The sequence below is a fragment of the Mycobacterium adipatum genome (assembly GCF_001644575.1).
Classification (GTDB): Bacteria; Actinomycetota; Actinomycetes; order Mycobacteriales; family Mycobacteriaceae; genus Mycobacterium; species Mycobacterium adipatum.
On sequence record NZ_CP015596.1, the window covers coordinates 783867 to 802195 of the forward strand.

Sequence of the window (18329 nt, forward strand, 5' to 3'; positions counted from 1 at the left end):
GGGCTGTATAGACACTCTTGCAACTTGAGTAACACATCAGTTGGTGTAGACAAAGATATTCGCTATAGTCTCGCTACAGTGAGTCTGTCGGCTCAGTGTCGCAACGCGGAGGACTGGACGGAGCGGGCCGGGACATGACAGGCGTCAGTGCCACCCAGTGCCAGGGCGCCATCCAGGACCGGGGCGCCATGGCGGATCTGGTCACCGAACTGGCCGCCAACGCGCCCGCGGAAGGTGCCAACCCCAGCGCATGGCCGGGCCTCACGTTCTATCGCTTCACGCGGACGACCTCACCCGACTGGGGCAGCACAAGTGCGATCGCCGTCGGCATCGTGGCCCATGGCGATGACGCTTTTGATTGTGTGGTGATCGGTCAGGGGACCGACGGTGGATGTCGGCCCTTCGCGGCTTCGCCCGACCGACCGTGCCTGTGCCTCAGGCTGGATGTCGACCCCGCGCTCGTGGGACAGGTGGCGGCCGACATGATGTTGTGCAACAGCTCCCTTGAACATGACGATCACGGCGAGCGCTGCGTCGTGACATCGCTCGACGGTGTGCTGGTGAGCAGTGTCGTCCGGTTTCTGCGCGCGCTGTCGCTGGCCTCGGATCGACAGATCCTTGCTCCCCTGTATCTGCAAGAGATGGTCTACCGGGTCTTGCAGCGCGACACGACGGTGAGTCTGGTGCGCATCGCCGACTGCCAAATCGCCGCCGGATCGATCGCGGTGGCCACCGACTACATCGCCGAGCACCTTGCCGAGCCGTTGACGGTCGCCGATCTGGCCAGACTTCTCAGCCTGAGTCCGTCCGCGTTCTCCCGTCAATTCCGTGAGGTCACGGGACGCTCGCCCTACCAGTTCGTCAAGGAACAGCGGATGATCCGGGCGCGTGATCTGCTTGCACAGCGCAGACTCGGCGTGGCGGCCGTGGCGCGCACCGTCGGCTACCCGAGCCTCTCGCATTTCATCAAGGCGTTCCGGACCCGGTTCGGCTGCACCCCGGGCGAGTACGGCCAGGCGCACAGTCCCCGCCGTCGCCTGGTAGCACCGCGGACAGGAACTTCCTGATCAACGCGGTGGTCTCCGCGAGTGCGCTCTCCAACAAAAAGTGGCCGCCATCGACGAGATGTATTTCGGCGTGCGGTAGATCGGTGGCGAATGCTTGCGCTCCGGCGGGTCCGAAGACCGGGTCGCCACGACCCCAGACCGCGAGCAGCGGCACCTGTGATTGGCGAAAGTACCGCTGGACAGCCGGATACAGGGCCAGATTCGTCGCGTAGTCGCCGAACAAGGCGAGCTGGACGAGATCATTGCCCGGCCGAGACAGCAGGGCGTGATCCAACACCCAGGTCGACGGATCGATCAGCGTCTCGTCGCCGACACCCGCGATGTACTGCCAGCGCGTCGCTTCCACGGTGAGAGCTTGACGGACGCCGCGCTCGGTGGCCGCCGACTTCTTCTCCCAGTAGGCGAGAACCGGCGCGAAGAACTCCTGCTGCAAGCCGATCTGGTAGGCGTTGCCACTCTGGCTGATGATTGCCGAAATGGCCGACGGGTCGTGCAGCGCCAGCCGCCACCCGATCGGCGCGCCATAGTCGTGCACATACATGGCGTAGCGGGTCACGCAGAGCTGCTCGAGCAGCCCCGCCGTCAGCGACGACAGCGCGTCAAAGCTGTATCCGAAATCGCCGGCCGCGGGTGCATCCGAATGGCCGAAACCCAAGTGGTCGGGGGCGAGAAGATGCCACCGATCGGCAAGCAGCGGTAGAAGCCCACGAAACATCGACGAGCTCGATGGAAAGCCATGGAGCAGAAGCAGTGTCGGTGCGTCACGGGGACCCGCCTCCCGATAGAAGATCCGGTGCCCATCGACGTCGGCATAGCGGTGGTGGATCGTGGACCGCACCGCTCAGTCGCCGATGTCGTTGCGCTGCAGGAAGTCGCGAATGTAGCGACTGATCTCGTCACCGTGGGTCTCCAACGCGAAATGCCCGGTGTCGAGCAGGTGGTACTCCCCGTCGGGAAGGTCGCGGCGAAACGCCTCCGCGCCCGCTGCGCCGAAGATCTCGTCGTTCTTGCCCCACGTCACGAGCAGGGGTGGCTGGTGGGATCGGAAGTACTCCTGGAATGCGGGGTAGCCGTCGAGGTTGAACTGATAGTCCCAGAACAGCTGCAACTGGATCGCGTCGTTGCCGTCGCGGTCGAGTCCGGCCTGGTCGAGCAGCCAGGCCTCTGGTGCGATCCGGTCGAGCCGGTCGGCCGGGACCCCGTGGGTGTACTGCCAGCGTGTGGTTGCGGCAGTGAAGTATTCGCGAACGCCGGCCTCATTCGCGGCACGGTCCTTGGCATGCGCGAACAGGATGTCCCAGAACGGGGTGAAGCCCTCCAGGTAGGCATTCCCGCTCTGGGAGATGATGGCGGTTATCCGTTCGGGAGTCCGGCTGGCAATGCGCAACCCGATCGGTGCGCCGTAGTCGTGAACGTAGAGCGCGAACCGACTCAGGCCGAGCTCACCGATCAACGCCTCGGTAACCTCGGTCAGCCGGTCGAAGCTGTAGGTGAACTCCTGCACGGAGGGTGCCGCGGATCGCCCGAACCCGATGTGGTCGGGCGCCACCAGATGGAATCGGTCACTCAGCGAGCTGATCAGATTTCGGAACATATGCGAGCTGGACGGAAATCCATGCAGTAGAAGGATTGTCGGATTGGCGGGGTCACCGGCCTCGCGATAGAAGACGTCCAGACCGTCGATGGTGGTGGTGTGATAGCGGGTGGCAAAGGCATTCATCGGGACCTCGAATCATGGGGGAGCCCCGAGCCTATGAGGCTGACGCACGGACGCAGTAGCGCAATCCTGCTTGCCAGGTGTCCATTCCGCGCCAATGAATTTGGCGGCGGTGGTCCTGCCCGTCGGCGTGCTTTCATGAAACCGTGAGCAAGCACTACGCGGCGATGGCGTTCACCGAGGGTGTCCGGGCGGTTCAGCACCAGTACGGTAGCGACGCCTTCTACGACCGTAAACGCGTCCAGGGGATCGCTGCCCCCGGCCCGGACGCGCTGACCGACGACGAGAAGGAATACCTGTCCGAGCGGGACAGCTTCTACCTGGCATCGGTCGGCGAAACCGGCTGGCCCTACGTCCAGTTCCGTGGTGGGCCCGCAGGTTTCCTTCGTGTGGTGGACGACAACACGATCGGATGGGCCGACTACCGTGGAAATCTTCAGTACATCAGTACCGGGAACGTCGCAGGGAACGATCACGTCGCGCTCATTGCCGTGGACTATCTGCACCGGCGCCGACTCAAGATTTTCGGTCACGTGCGGGTGGTCACCGCCGAGTCCGACCCCGCGCTGATCGAGAGCTTCTCGGATCCGGGCTACGATGCGGTCGTCGAACGTGTGCTTCTTGTGGCCGTCCAGTCCTACGATTGGAACTGCCCCCAGCACATCACGGTGCGCTTCAGCGCGGCGGATCTCGAACCGCATCTCGCCACCCTGCGTGAGGAAGCCGAGGTGCTTCGGCGGCAGAACATCGAGCTTCGGGAACAGCTGGCCCGTTTGACGATGCCGGAGAACGGGCAGTCAACGTAGCGCACAGGAACCCCTGGGCCGTCGTCTGGTTCAACCGTTCGGGGAGATCATGTCCAGCCATCCCACCTTCGGTGTGGAAGAGGAATTTCTGCTCGTCGATGCGGATTCGGGTGACCCCGTGCCGTCGAACACCCGGGTCGCCGAGCTTGCCTCCGCGCACGGTGTCGAACTTGCACGCGAACTCACCAGCTGTCAGGTCGAGACGGCCACCGAAGTCGCCGACTCGGTCGAGGACGTTCACGCCCAGCTGGTCCGGCTGCGGCGGGTCACCGGCGAGGCGGCCCACCGGGCCGGGGCCCGGCTACTGGCGGTTGCGCTGCCACCCACGGTGCCCCAACACTTTCCGATCACCGATACCGAACGCTACGGGCAGATCGCGCAGCGGTTCGGGATGATCGCGCACGAACAGGGCATCAGCGGCTGCCACGTGCATGTCGCGGTGCCCGATCGGGACGCGGCCATCAAGGTGAGCAATCGGCTGCGGCCCTGGCTGCCGTTGCTGCTGGCGTTGACGGCCAACTCGGCCATATACCGCAATGCCGACAGTGGCCACGCCAGCTGGCGGCACGTGCTGTGGTCGCGGTGGCCCAGTGCCGGTCCGACCCCATATTTCGAGGCGGCCCGGGACTATGACGCTGCGGTGCAGTCGATGGTGGAAGCCGGCGCGATGGTCGACGAGGGGATGGTCTACTGGGACGTCCGCCCGTCGGCGAACTTCCCCACCGTGGAGGTGCGGGTCTCCGACGTTCCGGCCACGGTCGCGGAGTCGGTATTGCTCGCCGCGCTCACCCGGGGTGCGGTGATGACCGCGCTGGAGGCCGAGCGGCGCGGCGCGCCGTCGCTGCGCCTGGAACCGCACGTGCTGGCGGCGGCCTACTGGCGATCCGCCCATGACGGGCTGGACGGACAGGCCGTGGATCTGGGCGGTCACGGTTGCGCCCCCGTCGTCGACCTGCTGCGGGCGTTCGTCGGCGCGATCGCACCGGCGTTGCGGGAGGTCGGCGACTTCGAGTTCGTCACCGACGAGCTGGCCCGCATCATCGAACAGGGCAACGGCGCGCGGCGCCAGCGCGCCGCCTGGAACCGTCGCGGTCAGGTGTCCGATGTGATCGAGGCGTCCGCGGCGGCCACTGTGGAGGGCTGTTGATCCGGCAGTGTGACCAGTCCGCGGTCACCGTCGACATGCACGCGGTCCCCGGTGCGCAGCACCCGGCTCGCCACCAATGTATTGACGACACACGGTAATCCGTACTCGCGGGCCACGACCGCGCCGTGGGAGACCGAGCTGCCGATATCGGTGACCAGGGCCGAGATCACGGCGAAGTAGGGCGTCCACCCCACATCGGTCACCGGCGCCACCAGGATCTCGCCAGGTTGCAGACCGCCCGCCTCGGTGACCGAACGAGCCACCCGGACAATGCCTTCGACCGATCCGCGGCCGGCCGGCCGGCCGACGAGACGACCGTCCGGTGCGGCGTGCGCGACCCGGACCGCCGGTGTCGGCCGGCCCACAGACACATCGTCGAACTCCAGCGCGGCCTGGAAGGGCAGCGCTTCGCGACGGCCCACCGCGCGGGCCACCAGGTCGGCCGGATCATCGGCGTGCACCAGTTCGTGCAACTCGTGGCGGTCGAAGAAGAACACCAGATCGGCGTCGGGGAGCCGGCCGGCGCCGCAGAGGACTTCGCCGAGATGGCGGTAGCCGCGTTTGAGCAGGTGCGCCACCAAGGCCATTCGCGATTTGGTCTCCTCGCGGCCTCGTGCCCCGCCTTGGGCGAGGCGGGCCAGCACGCGCAGTGTCGGTGACTGGGTCGCGGCGTCGCCGGGGACCGTGGCGTCGCCGTGCCCGGGCGCGCGCAGCATCACCTGCATCAATGCGCCGAGTCCCGCGGGGTCATCCGCCCAGGACGGGTCCCGCATGCACAGTTCGCGGTAACCACGGTGACCGTGGACGTCCAGGAACCGGCGCAGTGCCGCCGCGCTCGCGCCGTTGCCCGCACACATCCGGATGACGGCCTCACCCGGGTCGACCGACAGGAACTCCTCGACGGCAGCCGGATCGGCCGCGATCATCTGCACGACGTCATCGAGTTGGCGGACCATCAGCGCACTCTCCACACCGGCGCCGGTCATCAGGCGGATCGCCTCGGCGCTACCCGCGGTTTCGCCGTCACCCCGCTTGAGCGCCTGCCGAATGAGCTGGCTTTCCAGCACATTCGCCGCGACCGCCGCTCGTGACGAGGACCGCACGTGGGTGAGGGTGACGTCGCGGTAGATCTCCAGCCCGGCCTGAAGCTGTGTCAGGATCACCCGCGGGTCGTTGCTGGTGAACACCGGGAAACGCGCGATCGTGGCGGGCATGCGCCTGATCGCCGGGCCCGCGCTCAGCGCGAACGAACTCAGCCGGATCGTATTGATGAGCCTGCGGAGCACAGGTTTGGGGGGTCCGGGTTCCAGCTCGTCGATCACACGGCCACAGATCGACAGCGAGAACTGCTCCCGCGAATTGCCCAGGATCCCCGAACTCAACGCGGTTCCCTCGGTCATGTTGAGGAACATGTGGCCATAGAAGTAGCCGACCTGCCGCCAGCGGTCCTCGTAGTGTTCCTGAACGCCGCCCGCCACCTGGACCATCTGCATGGCGTAGTCGATGGCGTGTCCGCTGACCGACGCGGTGAGCGGGCAGAACGCGCCGGGCATCATCTCGCCGATATTGCACCGGGTGTAGACGTGCGTGGGACCGGTTACCGCAGAGTCCATTTCGTTGAGATCGCCGGGCAGGGTCGTGATGGGTCGAGCCTGCAGCCACCACAGCGTGCCGGACTGGTCGATGGCCCATTCGAGATCCAGCGGTCGCCCCCAATGCCGGGCCGCGGCCAGCGCGCCTTCGTGAACCCGGGCAATTTCGTCGTCGGTCAGCGCCGGCAGCGGGCCGGACTCGGCGACGACCGGGACGCCGGCGTGGGTCAACACGTGATGATCCGATGACGTCGAGCCGTCGACCAGTACGTCGCCGAGTCCCCGGACCGCATCGATCACCACCAGGTCTCGACGCCCGGAGGCCGGGTCGGCGGTGAAGACCACTCCGGCGGCGCGGGCGTCGACCATGTGCTGGACCACCAGGTGCATGTCGGCGCGCGAATCGCCGTAGGACGTTGCGCGCTCGGAGGTTACCGACCCGAGGCACCGGGCGATCGCCGCGGCGAGGCTTTCGATGGAGTCGACGCCCAGCACGGTGTCGTATTGACCCGCGTAGGACTGGTCGGCGCCGTCCTCACCGGACGCCGAGGAGCGCACCGCGACCGGCGTCGAGCCGGCGGCCCGCATGCGTGAGAATCGTTCGATGATCTCGTCACTGAGCGGCCCGTCGGCGGGGTGGCCGATCACGAAGCCCGGGGGCACCGGTACGCCGAGCCGGGCGAGTTCGGCGAGTCCGAACGCCTTGCCGCCGAAGCTTTCGTCCACCACGTCGGTGAGGTCGCGGACGGTCGACATTGCAGCTGCCACCGCAGTAACGTTACATGTGTCACGTATATGACGGCAGAGAACGGACGACCCCGCGACGCGCGCATCGATGCGGCGGTGCTGGACGCCGCGGCGGCGCTGTTGTCGGAGGTCGGTTACGCCGACCTGACGGTCGCCGCGATCGCCGACCGCGCCGGCACCTCCCGGCCCGCGGTGTACCGACGCTGGCCGGGTAAGGCACACCTGGTGCATGAGGCGGTCTTCCGGGATGCGGACACCTCGGTCATCCAGTCGACGGGCAGCCTGGATCAGGATCTCCGCAGTATTGTCGCGCGCACCGCCACGTTGTTGACCTCGCCGCTGGCACGGCTGGCCGTTCCCGGTCTGATCGGCGAGGCGGCGGTCGATCCGTCGCTGAACCAGCGCCTGCTCGACCGTTTTGTGGGACGTGGCTGGAGCGGGTTGGACGACTACCTCGCCGAGGCCACCGCGCGTGGCGACCTGAAGCCGGGTTTCGACGCGGCCATCCTGCTGGAGATGGTGATCGGTGCGGCGCTGGCGGCCATCCTGGTCCGCGGGCCCGGCGGCCTGACCGAGGCGTGGGTGGACACCATCAGCCGGATCCTGCTGGACGGTGTGAACGCACGGCGCTGAGGGCATACTCGCGGCATGGATAAAGCAACACCGGTCCTGTTGTACGACGGGGTATGCGGCGTATGCAACGGCGCGGTGCGCACGATCCTGCGGTTCGATCGGCATGGGTCACTGCGCTTCGCCGCGCTCGACAGCGACTTCGCCCGCGACATCATCGCGCGGCATCCGCGGTTGGCGGGATTGGATTCGGTTGTCTTCGTGCGTGACCCGGGCCTACCGGGCGAGACGGTGAGCACGGAGTCTGCAGCGCTGCTGCAGGTGGCCGATTATCTCGGTGGCCCGTGGAGGCTGGCGCTCGCGGCCCGCGTGATCCCCGGCTTCCTGCGCGACCGCTTGTATGCGGCCTTCGCCGCGGTCCGCTACCGCGTCGGCGGTAGGTACGAGGCTTGCCCGGTTCCGTCGCCCGAGGTACGCGGCCGCTTCCTCGACGCGACGTACGGCTGAGGGAATCAATCCCCCGCAGTGCCCGTTACATCGCATGTCGCCGGGCGATTGCCCCCGACAGAGGCAAGAGGCAAGAGGCGAGAGCGATGATGAACTTCACGATGGCAGGACTGGTCGCCGGGGCGTTCACGGCTGCCGTGGTCGGCTTCGCCGCACCGGCGCAGGCCGCGGTGACCCTGCAGGACGTCACTGCGCTCGGCAATGGCGCGGGCGTGTACGACATCTACGACAACGACAGCAATTACCCCTGGCTGGACCAGCTGGTCCCGCGGGTGCACGTGCCGCACGTGGACACATCCGTACGCAACTGATTCCCGGGGAGCCACGACATCCCCGACAATCGCGAAGGGCGCCCACACCGTGGGCGCCCTTCGTCGTTGCGGATGCGGTCGGCTACAGGATGCCGATGCCGCCGTAGCCGCCGTAGCCCCACGGCCACATGCCCCACTGGCTCTCACCGAGCTGGCCGGGCGAGCTGGTGATCTGTGCGTTGCCCGGGCTCGTGCAGACGTTGCTCGTGCCGGACACGATGTTTCCGGTGTTGGTGCAGTTGGTGGGTTCGGCCGACGCCATCGGCGCGGCGACGATGGCACCGGCGGCGCCGGCGGCAGCGAGAAGTGCGGCGGCGGTCCAGCGTGACTTGATCACAAGGGTCCCTTTCATTGGATGGGTGAAGCGGAGTGGTCGGAGTGCCGCGGGTCAGAGAATGTCGACATCGCCATCGCCGTCGGTGTCACCGCAGCGAAGTCGAATGTCCTGCAGCGGCTTCCGAATGCCCTTGAGCTCGGCGCCGGTCTGCGGATTGGCCTCGAAGTACTCGTTGACCTTCGCCTCCATCTCACTGTGCGGCAGGCCGTGCAGGCTGGTGAAGAAGGTGTTCACCTCGGGGTGGGTGAAAAGATAGGCCGAGGTGGCCGCGGAGACGCCGGAGGCCACGCCGGCCAGGTCGGCGGCGGTGCAGTTCGGTGGCGGCACCGGCTCGGCGAAAGCGGTGGGGATGGCGGCGAAAAGCGTCGCTCCGGTGAATGCGCCGGCTCCCAGGATTCCGGCGACCGTGCGACGGACGTTGAGCGACATGTGATCGGCTCCTTCTGATTGGTGGTCCTGACCTGCAAAGCTAACCAGATTCCGACAGGAGATTCTCGGCTTGCGCACAGACTGCTGAGACCCGGCTCGCAGCCGTACGCGTCTAGCACAGTTCGGACAACAAACAACTTTTACGCATATGTCTATTTGCGAACACTGGGGCAATAGCGCACCTAACAAGGGTTATCCGGAATGCTGCATTAGCTGTGTGCTTGAAATCGGAAATGCGTCCGTCAATATCGCTACGCGAGGAGCGTAATTACCTTAGGGTCTCGTTGTTCCCAAGTGGGAGAAATCAACGCTCGGCCGCCCGGGCATGAACACCAACGATGGAGAGAACCCCCATGCGCGCAGCTCCCGCCCGCCATCGTGTCACCCGCGGGGGAGAGCCCCGCGACGCCCATCAGGGGTGGCCGGCCAGCGATCTGCTGACGTCGGCCGGTGCCGGCAAGCCGGGGCGCCACGCGCGCAAGGATGCCGGCATCCGCAGTCCCGGGAACTACGCCCTGCACGTCGGCCGCGTCGGTGCACTCGCGGTCTCACTCGGCGTCGGCTTCGCGATCGCCAGCGCCGCGCAGCCGGCCTACGCGGACACCGGGACGACATCGGGTGGTGAGTCGTCGGCAGCATCGAACGACTCGACCGATCGCCCCGGCGTCAACCGCAAGCGCGGCCCCAGGACGGCCACCAAGCCGAGTGTCACCGAAAAGGCCGACGAGACAGTCGAGGAGCCCGAACTCGCCGAACCCGGTACGCCGGAGCCGGTGCAGGACCCCGCCGAGGCGGTCGCCGAAGAGCCGACCGACACCACCGAGGGGCGTAAGGATCGGCCCCGCATCCAGATCGACAAGCCCCTCGAGGTCCAGAAGGCCGTCACCGTCGCGCTGCAGGCGGCACCGGAACTGTCGGCCGAATCCGTCGCGCCGGTGGTGACCGATACCGACGAGGCACCTGAGCAGACTCCGGTGATCGAGGTGGCGCCGGCGCCGGCCATCGAGGATGCCAAGCCGGCCGTCGGCACCGTGACGCCGAAGATGACGGCGGCCAGCGCCGCGCTCGGCACCCAGTCGGCCACCCCGCCGAACCCGCTCGATGTCCTGGTGAACACCATGATGGCCTGGGTCGCGCGTCAGATCAGCCACACCTTTGTCAACAGGACGCCGGTCGCCGGACCGATCGTCTACGAACAGAATGTGCTGGGTCAGGTCTACATCGATCTGAATGCCACCGACCCCAACGGCGATGTCCTCAGCTACGAGATCATCCAGCCCGAAAAGGGTTGGGTCTACCGGGATCTGATCAGCGGGAAGTTCGTCTACACACCGTGGGCGCTGGTCACCGGGCAGCCTCTCGTCGACAGCTTCAAGATCGTCATCCACGATGACACCGAGCACCTTCCCGGTGTGCTCGGTCAGATCCAGACCCTGGTGGAAACCGTGACCCGCTTCCTCGGGATCGCGCAGGCCGACAATCTGACCGTCTCCATCCCGGTCACGGTCGACCCGGTCTACCAGGCGCCCCCGCTGGTCACCCCGATCGCCGGCGGCGGTCACACCATCGGTGGCGAACCGGCGCACATCGTGTCCACTGTCGACATCGTCGACGGCGACTCCGTCGGGTTGAAGCGCGTCGTCATCAAGATCGCCACGCTGGCTCAGGTCGGGGATGCGCTGGCCTACACCGCACCCGCGGACAACCCGGTCGTCGGCTCATGGGATCCCGAGACTCTCACCCTCACCCTGTCCGGGTCGGGAACGCTTGCACAGTACGAGGAGGCGATCAAGGCGGTGACCTTCTCGGCCACCCAGGGAGCACTTCTGGTGCGCGGTCTGTCCATCTCGGCCACCGACGAAGACGATGTGGACAACATCGCGCCCGGGTTCGTCACCGTCGGCGTCTGGCCCGCTCCGACCTTGCCGCCCTTGGTCACCCCGATCGCCGGCGGCGGATTCACCATCGGCGGCAGCCCGGCCGAGATCGTATCCGCGGTCGATATCGTCGACGGTGATTCAGGCAGACTCTCCAAGTTGACCGTCAAGATCGTGACCTTCGCCCAGAGCGGTGATGTGCTGGACTACGTTGCCCCACAGGGCAATCCAATCACCGCCACCTGGAACGCGGCGGATTTCACGCTGACGTTGAGCGGAGCCGGCACACTCGCGCAGTATGAGGAGGCGCTCAAGGCGGTGACGTTCACCGCCACCCAGGGGGCCGCACTGGTACGCGGACTGTCCATCGCGGCGGTCGACGAACACGGAATCGCGAATATCGCGCCGGGCTTTGTGACACTGGGTGTTTCGTCACCGACCCGCTACGTGCCGTTGGTGACTCCGATCGGTGGCCGTTCGTACACCATCGGCGAATCGCCGGTGAAGCCGGTCGCCTCGGTCAGCATCGTCGACGCCGATTCCAGTCATCTGCAGAAGGTCACGATAAGTGTCACAACCTTCGGCAAGTCCGGGGACACGCTGAGCTTTGCCGGCCTGCCCGGCAACCCGATCACGGCGACTTACGACGCCGGGACCAGAACGCTGACACTGTCCGGCGTCGCGACGAAGCAACAGTACGAGGACGCACTGGAAGCCGTCACCTTCACCGCCACCCAGGGCGGGTGGACAACCCGCACCATCCTGATCGTGGCCACCGACACCGACGGGGTGAACAGCTCCGCCGGCGCGCTGACTGTGTCGGTGTGGTGACCGGGCCGGGTCAGCTGAACCGGACGGTCAACGTCGCGAGACCGAAAATCTTGCGGCCCTGCGATTTCGCGCCGACGATGACGACGCCGGAGCGGGTCTCGGGATCCAGCGACTTGATGCGGCCGCTGTACTCGATATCCGCTCCGCCGTCGGCGGGAACGATCGCGGGCTGCGACAGCCGCACCGCGTAGCGGGTCACCGATCCCGGGTCGTCGGTCCAGGACGTGCCGAAGCTCGCGCCCAGGCCCATCGTCAGCATGCCGTGCGCCAAGACGTCTTCCTGCCCGGCCAGCTTGGCGACGTTGTCGTCCCAATGCAGCGGGTTGGCATCACCGGCCACCCCGGCATAGTTCACCAGATCCCCGCGGGAGAGCCGGGTGTGGTGCACCGGTAGCTCGTCTCCGACGTTCAGCCCGTCGAACGAGGGCGACGCGGGGGTGCGCGTTGCGCCGGCGTCCGCGATGCGCTGGGCCACCTCCGGCCGGACCGTCTTCTGGTAGCCCGTGCCGGTGTCCTCGGCGCCGAGCATGTTGATGCCGTGCATCATCACGCCCGCCACCGCCGGGCGGATCGCCGGGTCGACGTCGTCACTGCCGACGCCGACGACGGTGGTGTGCAGGGTGTGCACCACTTCGCCGGCGGTGTCGGTGAAGGTGTTGGTGACGGTGATCAGATCCCGCCCGGCGATCCTGCGCACCGAGGTCAGTTCGACGTCGATGGTCAGTTCGTCACCCTCGACGATCGGGCGGTGCTGCTCGAAGACCTCTTCGGTCTGCAGGTACATGTCGTAGCCGACCACCACCTGCTCGAACATCCGCTGGTTACACGCCATGGCCGGCGCCGACGTGAACGTCAGCGGGGCCACCAGGCCGGTGTAGCCGAGCTTCTGCGCGGCAGCGATGTTCCAGTGGGCGGGGTGCTTGTCCTGCACGGCCCGAGCGAACTCGCGGATCTTCTCGCGTCCCACCAGGTAGGTGTCTTCCATCTGGTACCAGTGGCCGACCCGATCTTCGAGTGTCGACGTTTCTGCTGCTGCGGTCATGACTGTGCTCAACTCTTCTGTCTGCTCGTTGGCTGAGGCCGATACAGCAGATTAACGCGCTGTGCTCTGCAGCAAAAAACGGCGACGGCCCTAGGGTGCCGGAATGCGCGGGTCGACGGTGTAGCGCCCGCCGGGGTCCTGGCAGAAGAACAGCCCGCAGTTGAACGGCGGTCGCGTCAGATTCTCCAGCGGGATCTCCGCCGGCGGCAGGGCGCCTTCCCAGACGGATTCGGCCACGTTGCCGCCCGGCTCCCCGTACACCCACCAGTAGGTGTGGCAGGTGTTCCAGTCCCAGTTGGGGCGGCCGGGACCGGACCCCGCAAAGCCCTGGTGCTGGCCCGGACACCAGGTGAAGGGCCCGGTCGCGCGGCCCGGTTCGGCGTGGGCGGTGGCCGGTGTGAGAACCAGGCCGGTCAGTGCGGCGGTGCCGGCCAACAGGGCGGCGGCCGCGGTGCGCTTGATGCTGTGCGGGGTGGAGTTCATGGCGCAAGTCGACTACGGCCGAGTGGCTACCGGTCCCAAACTCGGATCGCTGCCGAACGACCCCACGAACTCCCGCAGCGCCCGGACCATGGCCTCCGGTTGGTCCTCCGGGATCAGCGTCCACGAATCCTCGACGATCACCTTGGTGGCGTCGGGGTACAGCTCGACCAGCCGGTCGGCGTGCGCCAACGGCATCATCCGGTCCTCGCGTGCCCAGATGACCAGCACCGGTCGGGTGAAGCCGCGCATCCGCTCGGACAGCTCGAGCAGCCGGCGCCGGGACGGCGCGCCGGTGACGAACTTGACCAGATCGCGACGCACCGCACGATTCTCGGCGGCGGGGGCGAACCAGGTGTCGAACAAGGCATCGGGAAGCCCGTACTTGGTCAGCGCCCCGTAGGCGCGATTGCTGTGCCGAAAGAACCGGGTGCCCAGCAGTTTGGTGATCACCCATCCGCCGCCGGGCAGCCGGCACAGCAGGGCGGCCGGGCGGGCAGGCTTGGGTGGGTAGTTGTCGAACGCGGTGCACGACGCCAGCACCAGCCGGCCCAGCCGCGCGTCTCTGCCGTCGGCGATCATGAATTGACCGCCGCCCCAGTCGTTGAGTACCAGGGTGACGTCCTCCAGGTCGAGTGCGTCCAGGAAGTCGGCCAGAATCCCGGCGACCCCCTGCTCGGTCAGGTCGGCGTCCGGGCGCATCGGCTCGGTGTGGGCCCCCATCGGCAATGTCGGTGTGATGCACCGGTATCCGGATAGCTGCGGGATGACCTTGCGCCACTGACTGCCGTCCATCAGCAGGCCGTGGCCGAACACCAGGACGGGCCCGTCGCCGCCGGTGTCCTCGTAGGAGATGCGCCCCGCGGGTACGTCGACGGTGAGCATCCGACCTCCTAGATAGATCGTTCTATTGGGGCTAACGATATGCTGAGGTTCGCACACGCGCAAGGAGGACCTGTCATGGCGGAGCCCGGCACCCGGGATCGGATCCTGGACGCGACGGCCGAGCTCTACCGGCATCAGGGGATGGCGGCCACCGGCCTCAAACAGATCTCCGCGGCGGCCAGGGCGCCCTTCGGGTCGATCTATCACCACTTCCCCGGGGGCAAGGAAGCGATCACCGCCGAGGTGATCCGATGCGAAGGGGTCCGGTACGGCGCGTTTGTGGGAGCGCAGTTGGCCGGCACCGACCCCGCCACCGGCATCCCGCAACTCTTCGAGAATGCCGGCGCGCTGATGGCGTCGCAGGACTATCGCGAGGCCTGCTCGATCGAGACCATCGCCCTGGAAGTGGCCAGCACGAATGAGGCGCTGCGCCAGGAATCCGCGGCGGTCTTTGAAAGTTGGCTGGCCGGGCTCGCGGCATGGTTCGGGCAGCTCGACATCACCGAGGAACAGTGCCGGCAGCTCGCCGTGATCACCCTGACCGCGCTGGAAGGGGCCTTCGTGCTGTGTCGCACGCTGCGCTCGGTGGAACCGATCGTGATCGCCGGACGCGGCGTGCAGGCCGCCGTGTCGGCGATCATCGCCGATGGCGCCGCCACGGGGTAGCAGCACCGACGCGTGCCCGCGGTGAAGACCTAGGTGCGCGGTGCGATCGTCAAAGGCGAATTCGCCGTGTCAAGGTGCTCGAAGACGCGATCCAGCGAGCGGGCGACAGTCGGCTCGTCGCCGGCGGCCCAGCGCCGCCACGCGAGATCGAGCCCGGCAAGCGCGGTGGTGACGACCGCGCGGGCGGCCTCCGGTGCGTCCATGCGTCCCGCCAGAACCGGGGTCAGCGCATCCTCGAGAGCGAAACGCCGCTGCGCCATCCGGGTGCGCAGCGACACGGTGGAGTTGATCATCAGCGCGCGGGAGCGTTCCAGGTCGGAGTGTTCGCCCTGCTCGGCGATGGCGTCCTTGAAGGCGCGCAGCAACAGCTGCCAGGGGGTTTCGCCATCGAGTGGGGGCAGGCTCTGCAGGTGTGCCGCATAGTCGATCGACGATGCCTCGACGGCGGCCAGAACGGCGTCTTCCTTGGACCCGAAGTACCGGAAGAACGTGGCCCGCGAGATGCCGACCTGGCCGGCGGCCTCCTCAACGGTCACCGCGTCGAAGCCGCGCGCGGCGAACAGATCGCTCATGGCCTGGGCGATCTCGGTGCGCAATGCGAGTCGTGCCCGCTCACGTACTCCTACCGCCATCGCCTCAGGATAGCCGAATGCGACTCTGGGTGTCAGAAGCGATACATCGACTTCATTTTGATACTGAGTCTCATTGGCCGGTACGGTGGGCGAGAACAGACGAAGGGTGGTTGATGACAGTCGAAACCCGGACGGCGCTCGATCGGTCGGCCGGCCCATCGGAGCGTCGTGTGCACACCGGCGCCGTGGTGTCGGTGCTGGCCTTCGCCGGCATGTGTGCCGCGTTCACCCAGACCATCCTCATCCCCATCCAGGGTGAACTGCCGCAGCTGCTGAACACGTCCGCCTCGAACACGGCGTGGGTCATCACCATCACGTTGCTGGTGGCCGCGATCTGCACCCCGATCTCCGGCAAGTTGGGCGACATGTACGGCAAACGCCGTGTCGCGCTGATCCTGCTCGCGGTGTTGATGCTCGGTTCCGCGGTGGCCGCGTTGTCGCCGACGGTGCTGCCGCTGATCATCGGACGCGGCCTGCAGGGGGTGGGGATGGGGGTCATCCCATTGGGCATCGCCATCCTTCGCGACACTCTTCCGGCGGACCGCCTGGGCTCGGCCATCGCCTTGGTCAGCGCGACGCTGGGCGTCGGCGGCGCGCTCGGACTGCCGGTCAGTGCCCTCGTCAGTGAGCATTTCGACTGGCACGTGCTGTTCTGGGTGGCGGCGGGCCTGGGCGCCACCGCGTTCGCCTTGATGGCCAGCTTCGTGCCGGAGAGCGCGCTGCGCGTCGGCGGCCGCGTGGACAAGGCCGGCATCGCCGGCCTGGCCGTCGGCTTGTCGGGTGTCCTGCTGGCGATCTCGCGGGGCAACGACTGGGGGTGGACGTCGACCCGCACGCTGGGTTTCCTGGTCGGCGGCACCGTGGTGCTGTTGGCATGGGGCTGGCTGGAATTGCGCCGCCGTGAGCCGCTGGTCGATCTGCGGGTCAGCGCCCGTGGTCCGGTGCTCTTGACCAACCTGGCCTCGATCGCGATGGGGTTCGCGCTGTTCTCATCGCAGATCGCCTTTCCGCAGCTGCTCGAACTTCCCAGCGCGGCAGGCGGACTGGGCATGCCGCTGCTGCAAGCCAGCCTGTTCCTGATGCCCGCGGGTTTGGCGATGCTGGTGATGTCGCCGGTGGCCGGTCGGCTGGAACGACGATGGGGACCCAAACCGCTGTTGATCGCCGGTGCCGCGATCATGGGAAGCGGCTATGTCGTGGCGTTGCTGTCCGAATTGCGCGCCGGGCACATCCTGGTCATCAACATCCTGATCGGGATCGGCATCGGACTCGGTTACGCCGCGATGCCCACGCTGATCATGCGGGCCGTTCCGGCCTCGGAGACCGGGGCCGCCAACGGTCTCAACACGCTGATGCGATCGCTGGGAACGGCCACCGCGGCGGCGGTCATCGCCGCGGTGCTGACCCGATCCACGGTGCAGGTGGGTGGAATGCCCGTTCCGAGCACCGACGGATTCCACGCGGCGTTCCTGTTCGGTCTCGGTGCCGCGGCGCTGTGCACCGTCATCGCCGTCTTCATCCCCCGTTCGCCTTTGAGATGACCTCCCCGCCGGGTGGGTGTGCGGCGATCCAGGCCCGGATCGCCTCCACCGCTGGTTTGGCGACCCAATTCCGGTCGAACACTCCCCACGGTGTCTCGTTCGGCCGATCGACCAGTGAGTAGATGAACATCGGGCCGACCCCATCCAGGGTGGACCAGGTGGTGGCGAAATCGGTGATCCAGGCGGCCTGGGTCGCCCCGCTGACCGATGAGGTCGGTATGCCGTATTCCGTTGTCCAGATCTTCTTCTCGCCGTCACCCGCGCCGGCCATCAGCTGGCGCAGCGACAGCAGCTGCCGGTAAGGGGTGTTGGCGTACGGCGCGCCCGCCGAGAAACTGCTGGACGAGTTGTAGGGGTGGAACGACAACGCGTCGAAATATCCCTGGGCACCGGACGCGTACATCTGGGTCAGATAGGTGACCGGATTGATCGTCCAGGTCCCGAACGTGAGACCGGCGCCCAACACGCCGCCGACCACCGTCGCGGTGGGTTCCACGGCCTTGATGGCGGTGTAGGCCGCTTTGAGCAATGCGGTGTACCCCGCGACGTTCGGCTGCGGAGACCAACCGATATTGGCGTTGGGCTCGTTCCATATCTCGTAGGCCGCGATCCGGGGTCGTGCGCTGCCGGATCCGTAGCGCTGGGCCAGTCGGGCCATGAAGTCGGCGTAGGTCCCCGGGTCGTCGGGTGCCGCGTTGGGCAGCCAGAATCCGTTGCGTGAGGCCCAGATCGGGGTGCTGGTGACGGCGCCGACGACGGCGATGCCCTTGTCGGCGGCGGCGTCCAGGATCCGGTCGGCGATCGTCCAGTTGGGCGCACCCCTGGACGCCTCGATGGCCCGCCAGGGCAGGAAGATCCGGATCTGCCGCACCCCCATCTCTTCGAAGGCCTGCATGGCCGTGGCCAATTCGTCGACGGTCATGAAGTACAGATTCGATTCGGCCATCCCCAAGGACGCCGACGACGTGTTGATGGATGTGGGCGGGGCGGCCACCGCCGGCACCGTCAGCGGAAAGAGAAGCTGCGCGGACAGCACACACAGCGCGGCCGCGATGGCCGCGCCGGCCCGCGCCCAGCGGGCGAGGATGCGTGACAAGGGGGCGGACATCACGGCCTTTCTGGCGGTCCGATGCTGAGCAACATGT

At 67.0% G+C, this 18329-nt stretch carries 19 protein-coding genes; 9 read left to right on the plus strand and 10 right to left on the minus strand.

Going from position 1 to position 18329, the window contains the following annotated elements:
* The first annotated feature begins 134 nt into the window (after positions 1-134).
* Entirely contained in the window at positions 135-1067 is a 933-nt protein-coding gene (locus A7U43_RS29030) for an AraC family transcriptional regulator (protein WP_082902007.1), read from the plus strand.
* Here the strand turns inward: A7U43_RS29030 and A7U43_RS03545 are convergent.
* Together A7U43_RS03545 and A7U43_RS03550 are read right to left on the minus strand one after the other, a co-directional pair.
* Positions 967-1782 carry an alpha/beta fold hydrolase gene (locus A7U43_RS03545; protein WP_231963522.1) on the minus strand — a complete coding sequence of 272 codons (816 nt, stop codon included), beginning with the start codon at positions 1780-1782 and terminating at the stop codon, positions 967-969. The two genes, A7U43_RS29030 and A7U43_RS03545, sit on opposite strands and share 101 nt — an antisense overlap.
* A 126-nt stretch (positions 1783-1908) precedes the next feature.
* Positions 1909-2787 (minus strand): alpha/beta fold hydrolase, encoded by an 879-nt coding sequence (locus A7U43_RS03550; protein ID WP_067991204.1) that lies wholly within the window; start codon positions 2785-2787, stop codon positions 1909-1911.
* A 143-nt stretch (positions 2788-2930) separates the two neighbouring features.
* On the opposite strand from A7U43_RS03550, the gene A7U43_RS03555 reads away from it, so the two are divergent.
* Positions 2931-3590 carry a pyridoxamine 5'-phosphate oxidase family protein gene (locus A7U43_RS03555; protein ID WP_067991208.1) on the plus strand — a complete coding sequence of 220 codons (660 nt, stop codon included), beginning with the start codon at positions 2931-2933 and terminating at the stop codon, positions 3588-3590.
* Between the two features lie 49 nt (positions 3591-3639).
* Entirely contained in the window at positions 3640-4737 is a 1098-nt protein-coding gene (locus A7U43_RS03560; protein ID WP_067991211.1) for a glutamate--cysteine ligase 2, read from the plus strand.
* On the opposite strand, the gene A7U43_RS03565 is transcribed toward A7U43_RS03560, so the two are convergent.
* Complete coding sequence (locus tag A7U43_RS03565) at positions 4683-7085, minus strand: PEP/pyruvate-binding domain-containing protein (RefSeq protein WP_067991212.1); 2403 nt, start codon at positions 7083-7085, stop codon at positions 4683-4685. The genes A7U43_RS03560 and A7U43_RS03565 overlap by 55 nt on opposite strands.
* 39 nt (positions 7086-7124) lie before the next feature.
* On the opposite strand from A7U43_RS03565, the gene A7U43_RS03570 reads away from it, so the two are divergent.
* The 3 genes from A7U43_RS03570 (at position 7125) to A7U43_RS03580 (ending at position 8464) form a co-directional block, all read left to right on the plus strand.
* Positions 7125-7709, plus strand: a complete 585-nt coding sequence (locus A7U43_RS03570; RefSeq protein WP_067991213.1) for a TetR/AcrR family transcriptional regulator — start codon at positions 7125-7127, stop codon at positions 7707-7709.
* Between the two features lie 15 nt (positions 7710-7724).
* Entirely contained in the window at positions 7725-8153 is a 429-nt protein-coding gene (locus A7U43_RS03575; protein WP_067991216.1) for a thiol-disulfide oxidoreductase DCC family protein, read from the plus strand.
* A 101-nt stretch (positions 8154-8254) separates the two neighbouring features.
* Complete coding sequence (locus tag A7U43_RS03580) at positions 8255-8464, plus strand: hypothetical protein (protein WP_231963523.1); 210 nt, start codon at positions 8255-8257, stop codon at positions 8462-8464.
* 82 nt (positions 8465-8546) lie between these two features.
* On the opposite strand, the gene A7U43_RS03585 is transcribed toward A7U43_RS03580, so the two are convergent.
* Both A7U43_RS03585 and A7U43_RS03590 read right to left on the minus strand, forming a co-directional pair.
* Entirely contained in the window at positions 8547-8816 is a 270-nt protein-coding gene (locus tag A7U43_RS03585; RefSeq protein WP_197499958.1) for a hypothetical protein, read from the minus strand.
* Positions 8817-8852: 36 nt separating this feature from the next.
* Positions 8853-9230, minus strand: a complete 378-nt coding sequence (locus A7U43_RS03590; protein WP_067991220.1) for a heme-binding protein — start codon at positions 9228-9230, stop codon at positions 8853-8855.
* Between the two features lie 353 nt (positions 9231-9583).
* Here A7U43_RS03590 and A7U43_RS03595 point away from each other — a divergent pair, with 353 nt between their 5' ends.
* On the plus strand, positions 9584-11938 hold the full coding sequence (locus A7U43_RS03595; RefSeq protein ID WP_067991230.1) for a hypothetical protein: 2355 nt from the start codon (positions 9584-9586) through the stop codon (positions 11936-11938).
* A 10-nt stretch (positions 11939-11948) separates the two neighbouring features.
* Here A7U43_RS03595 and A7U43_RS03600 read toward each other — a convergent pair whose 3' ends face one another.
* From A7U43_RS03600 to A7U43_RS03610, 3 genes are all read right to left on the minus strand, one after another.
* Positions 11949-12980: a fused (3R)-hydroxyacyl-ACP dehydratase subunits HadA/HadB gene (locus tag A7U43_RS03600; RefSeq protein ID WP_067991231.1), complete on the minus strand. Its 1032-nt coding sequence runs from the start codon at positions 12978-12980 to the stop codon at positions 11949-11951.
* 90 nt (positions 12981-13070) lie between these two features.
* Positions 13071-13463 (minus strand): hypothetical protein, encoded by a 393-nt coding sequence (locus A7U43_RS03605; protein ID WP_067991232.1) that lies wholly within the window; start codon positions 13461-13463, stop codon positions 13071-13073.
* A gap of 12 nt (positions 13464-13475) precedes the next feature.
* Complete coding sequence (locus A7U43_RS03610) at positions 13476-14345, minus strand: alpha/beta fold hydrolase (protein WP_067991236.1); 870 nt, start codon at positions 14343-14345, stop codon at positions 13476-13478.
* Positions 14346-14420: 75 nt separating this feature from the next.
* On the opposite strand from A7U43_RS03610, the gene A7U43_RS03615 reads away from it, so the two are divergent.
* Complete coding sequence (locus A7U43_RS03615) at positions 14421-15011, plus strand: TetR/AcrR family transcriptional regulator (RefSeq protein ID WP_067991239.1); 591 nt, start codon at positions 14421-14423, stop codon at positions 15009-15011.
* 29 nt (positions 15012-15040) lie between these two features.
* Here A7U43_RS03615 and A7U43_RS03620 read toward each other — a convergent pair whose 3' ends face one another.
* A complete protein-coding gene (locus A7U43_RS03620) occupies positions 15041-15643 on the minus strand; it encodes a TetR family transcriptional regulator (RefSeq protein ID WP_197499959.1) in 603 nt (200 codons plus the stop codon).
* A 113-nt stretch (positions 15644-15756) separates the two neighbouring features.
* Here A7U43_RS03620 and A7U43_RS03625 point away from each other — a divergent pair, with 113 nt between their 5' ends.
* On the plus strand, positions 15757-17184 hold the full coding sequence (locus A7U43_RS03625; RefSeq protein WP_231963524.1) for an MFS transporter: 1428 nt from the start codon (positions 15757-15759) through the stop codon (positions 17182-17184).
* Here the strand turns inward: A7U43_RS03625 and A7U43_RS03630 are convergent.
* Positions 17159-18292, minus strand: coding sequence for a cellulase family glycosylhydrolase (locus tag A7U43_RS03630; protein WP_067991245.1), 1134 nt, complete (start codon positions 18290-18292; stop codon positions 17159-17161). The two genes, A7U43_RS03625 and A7U43_RS03630, sit on opposite strands and share 26 nt — an antisense overlap.
* Positions 18293-18329 lie beyond the last annotated feature (37 nt).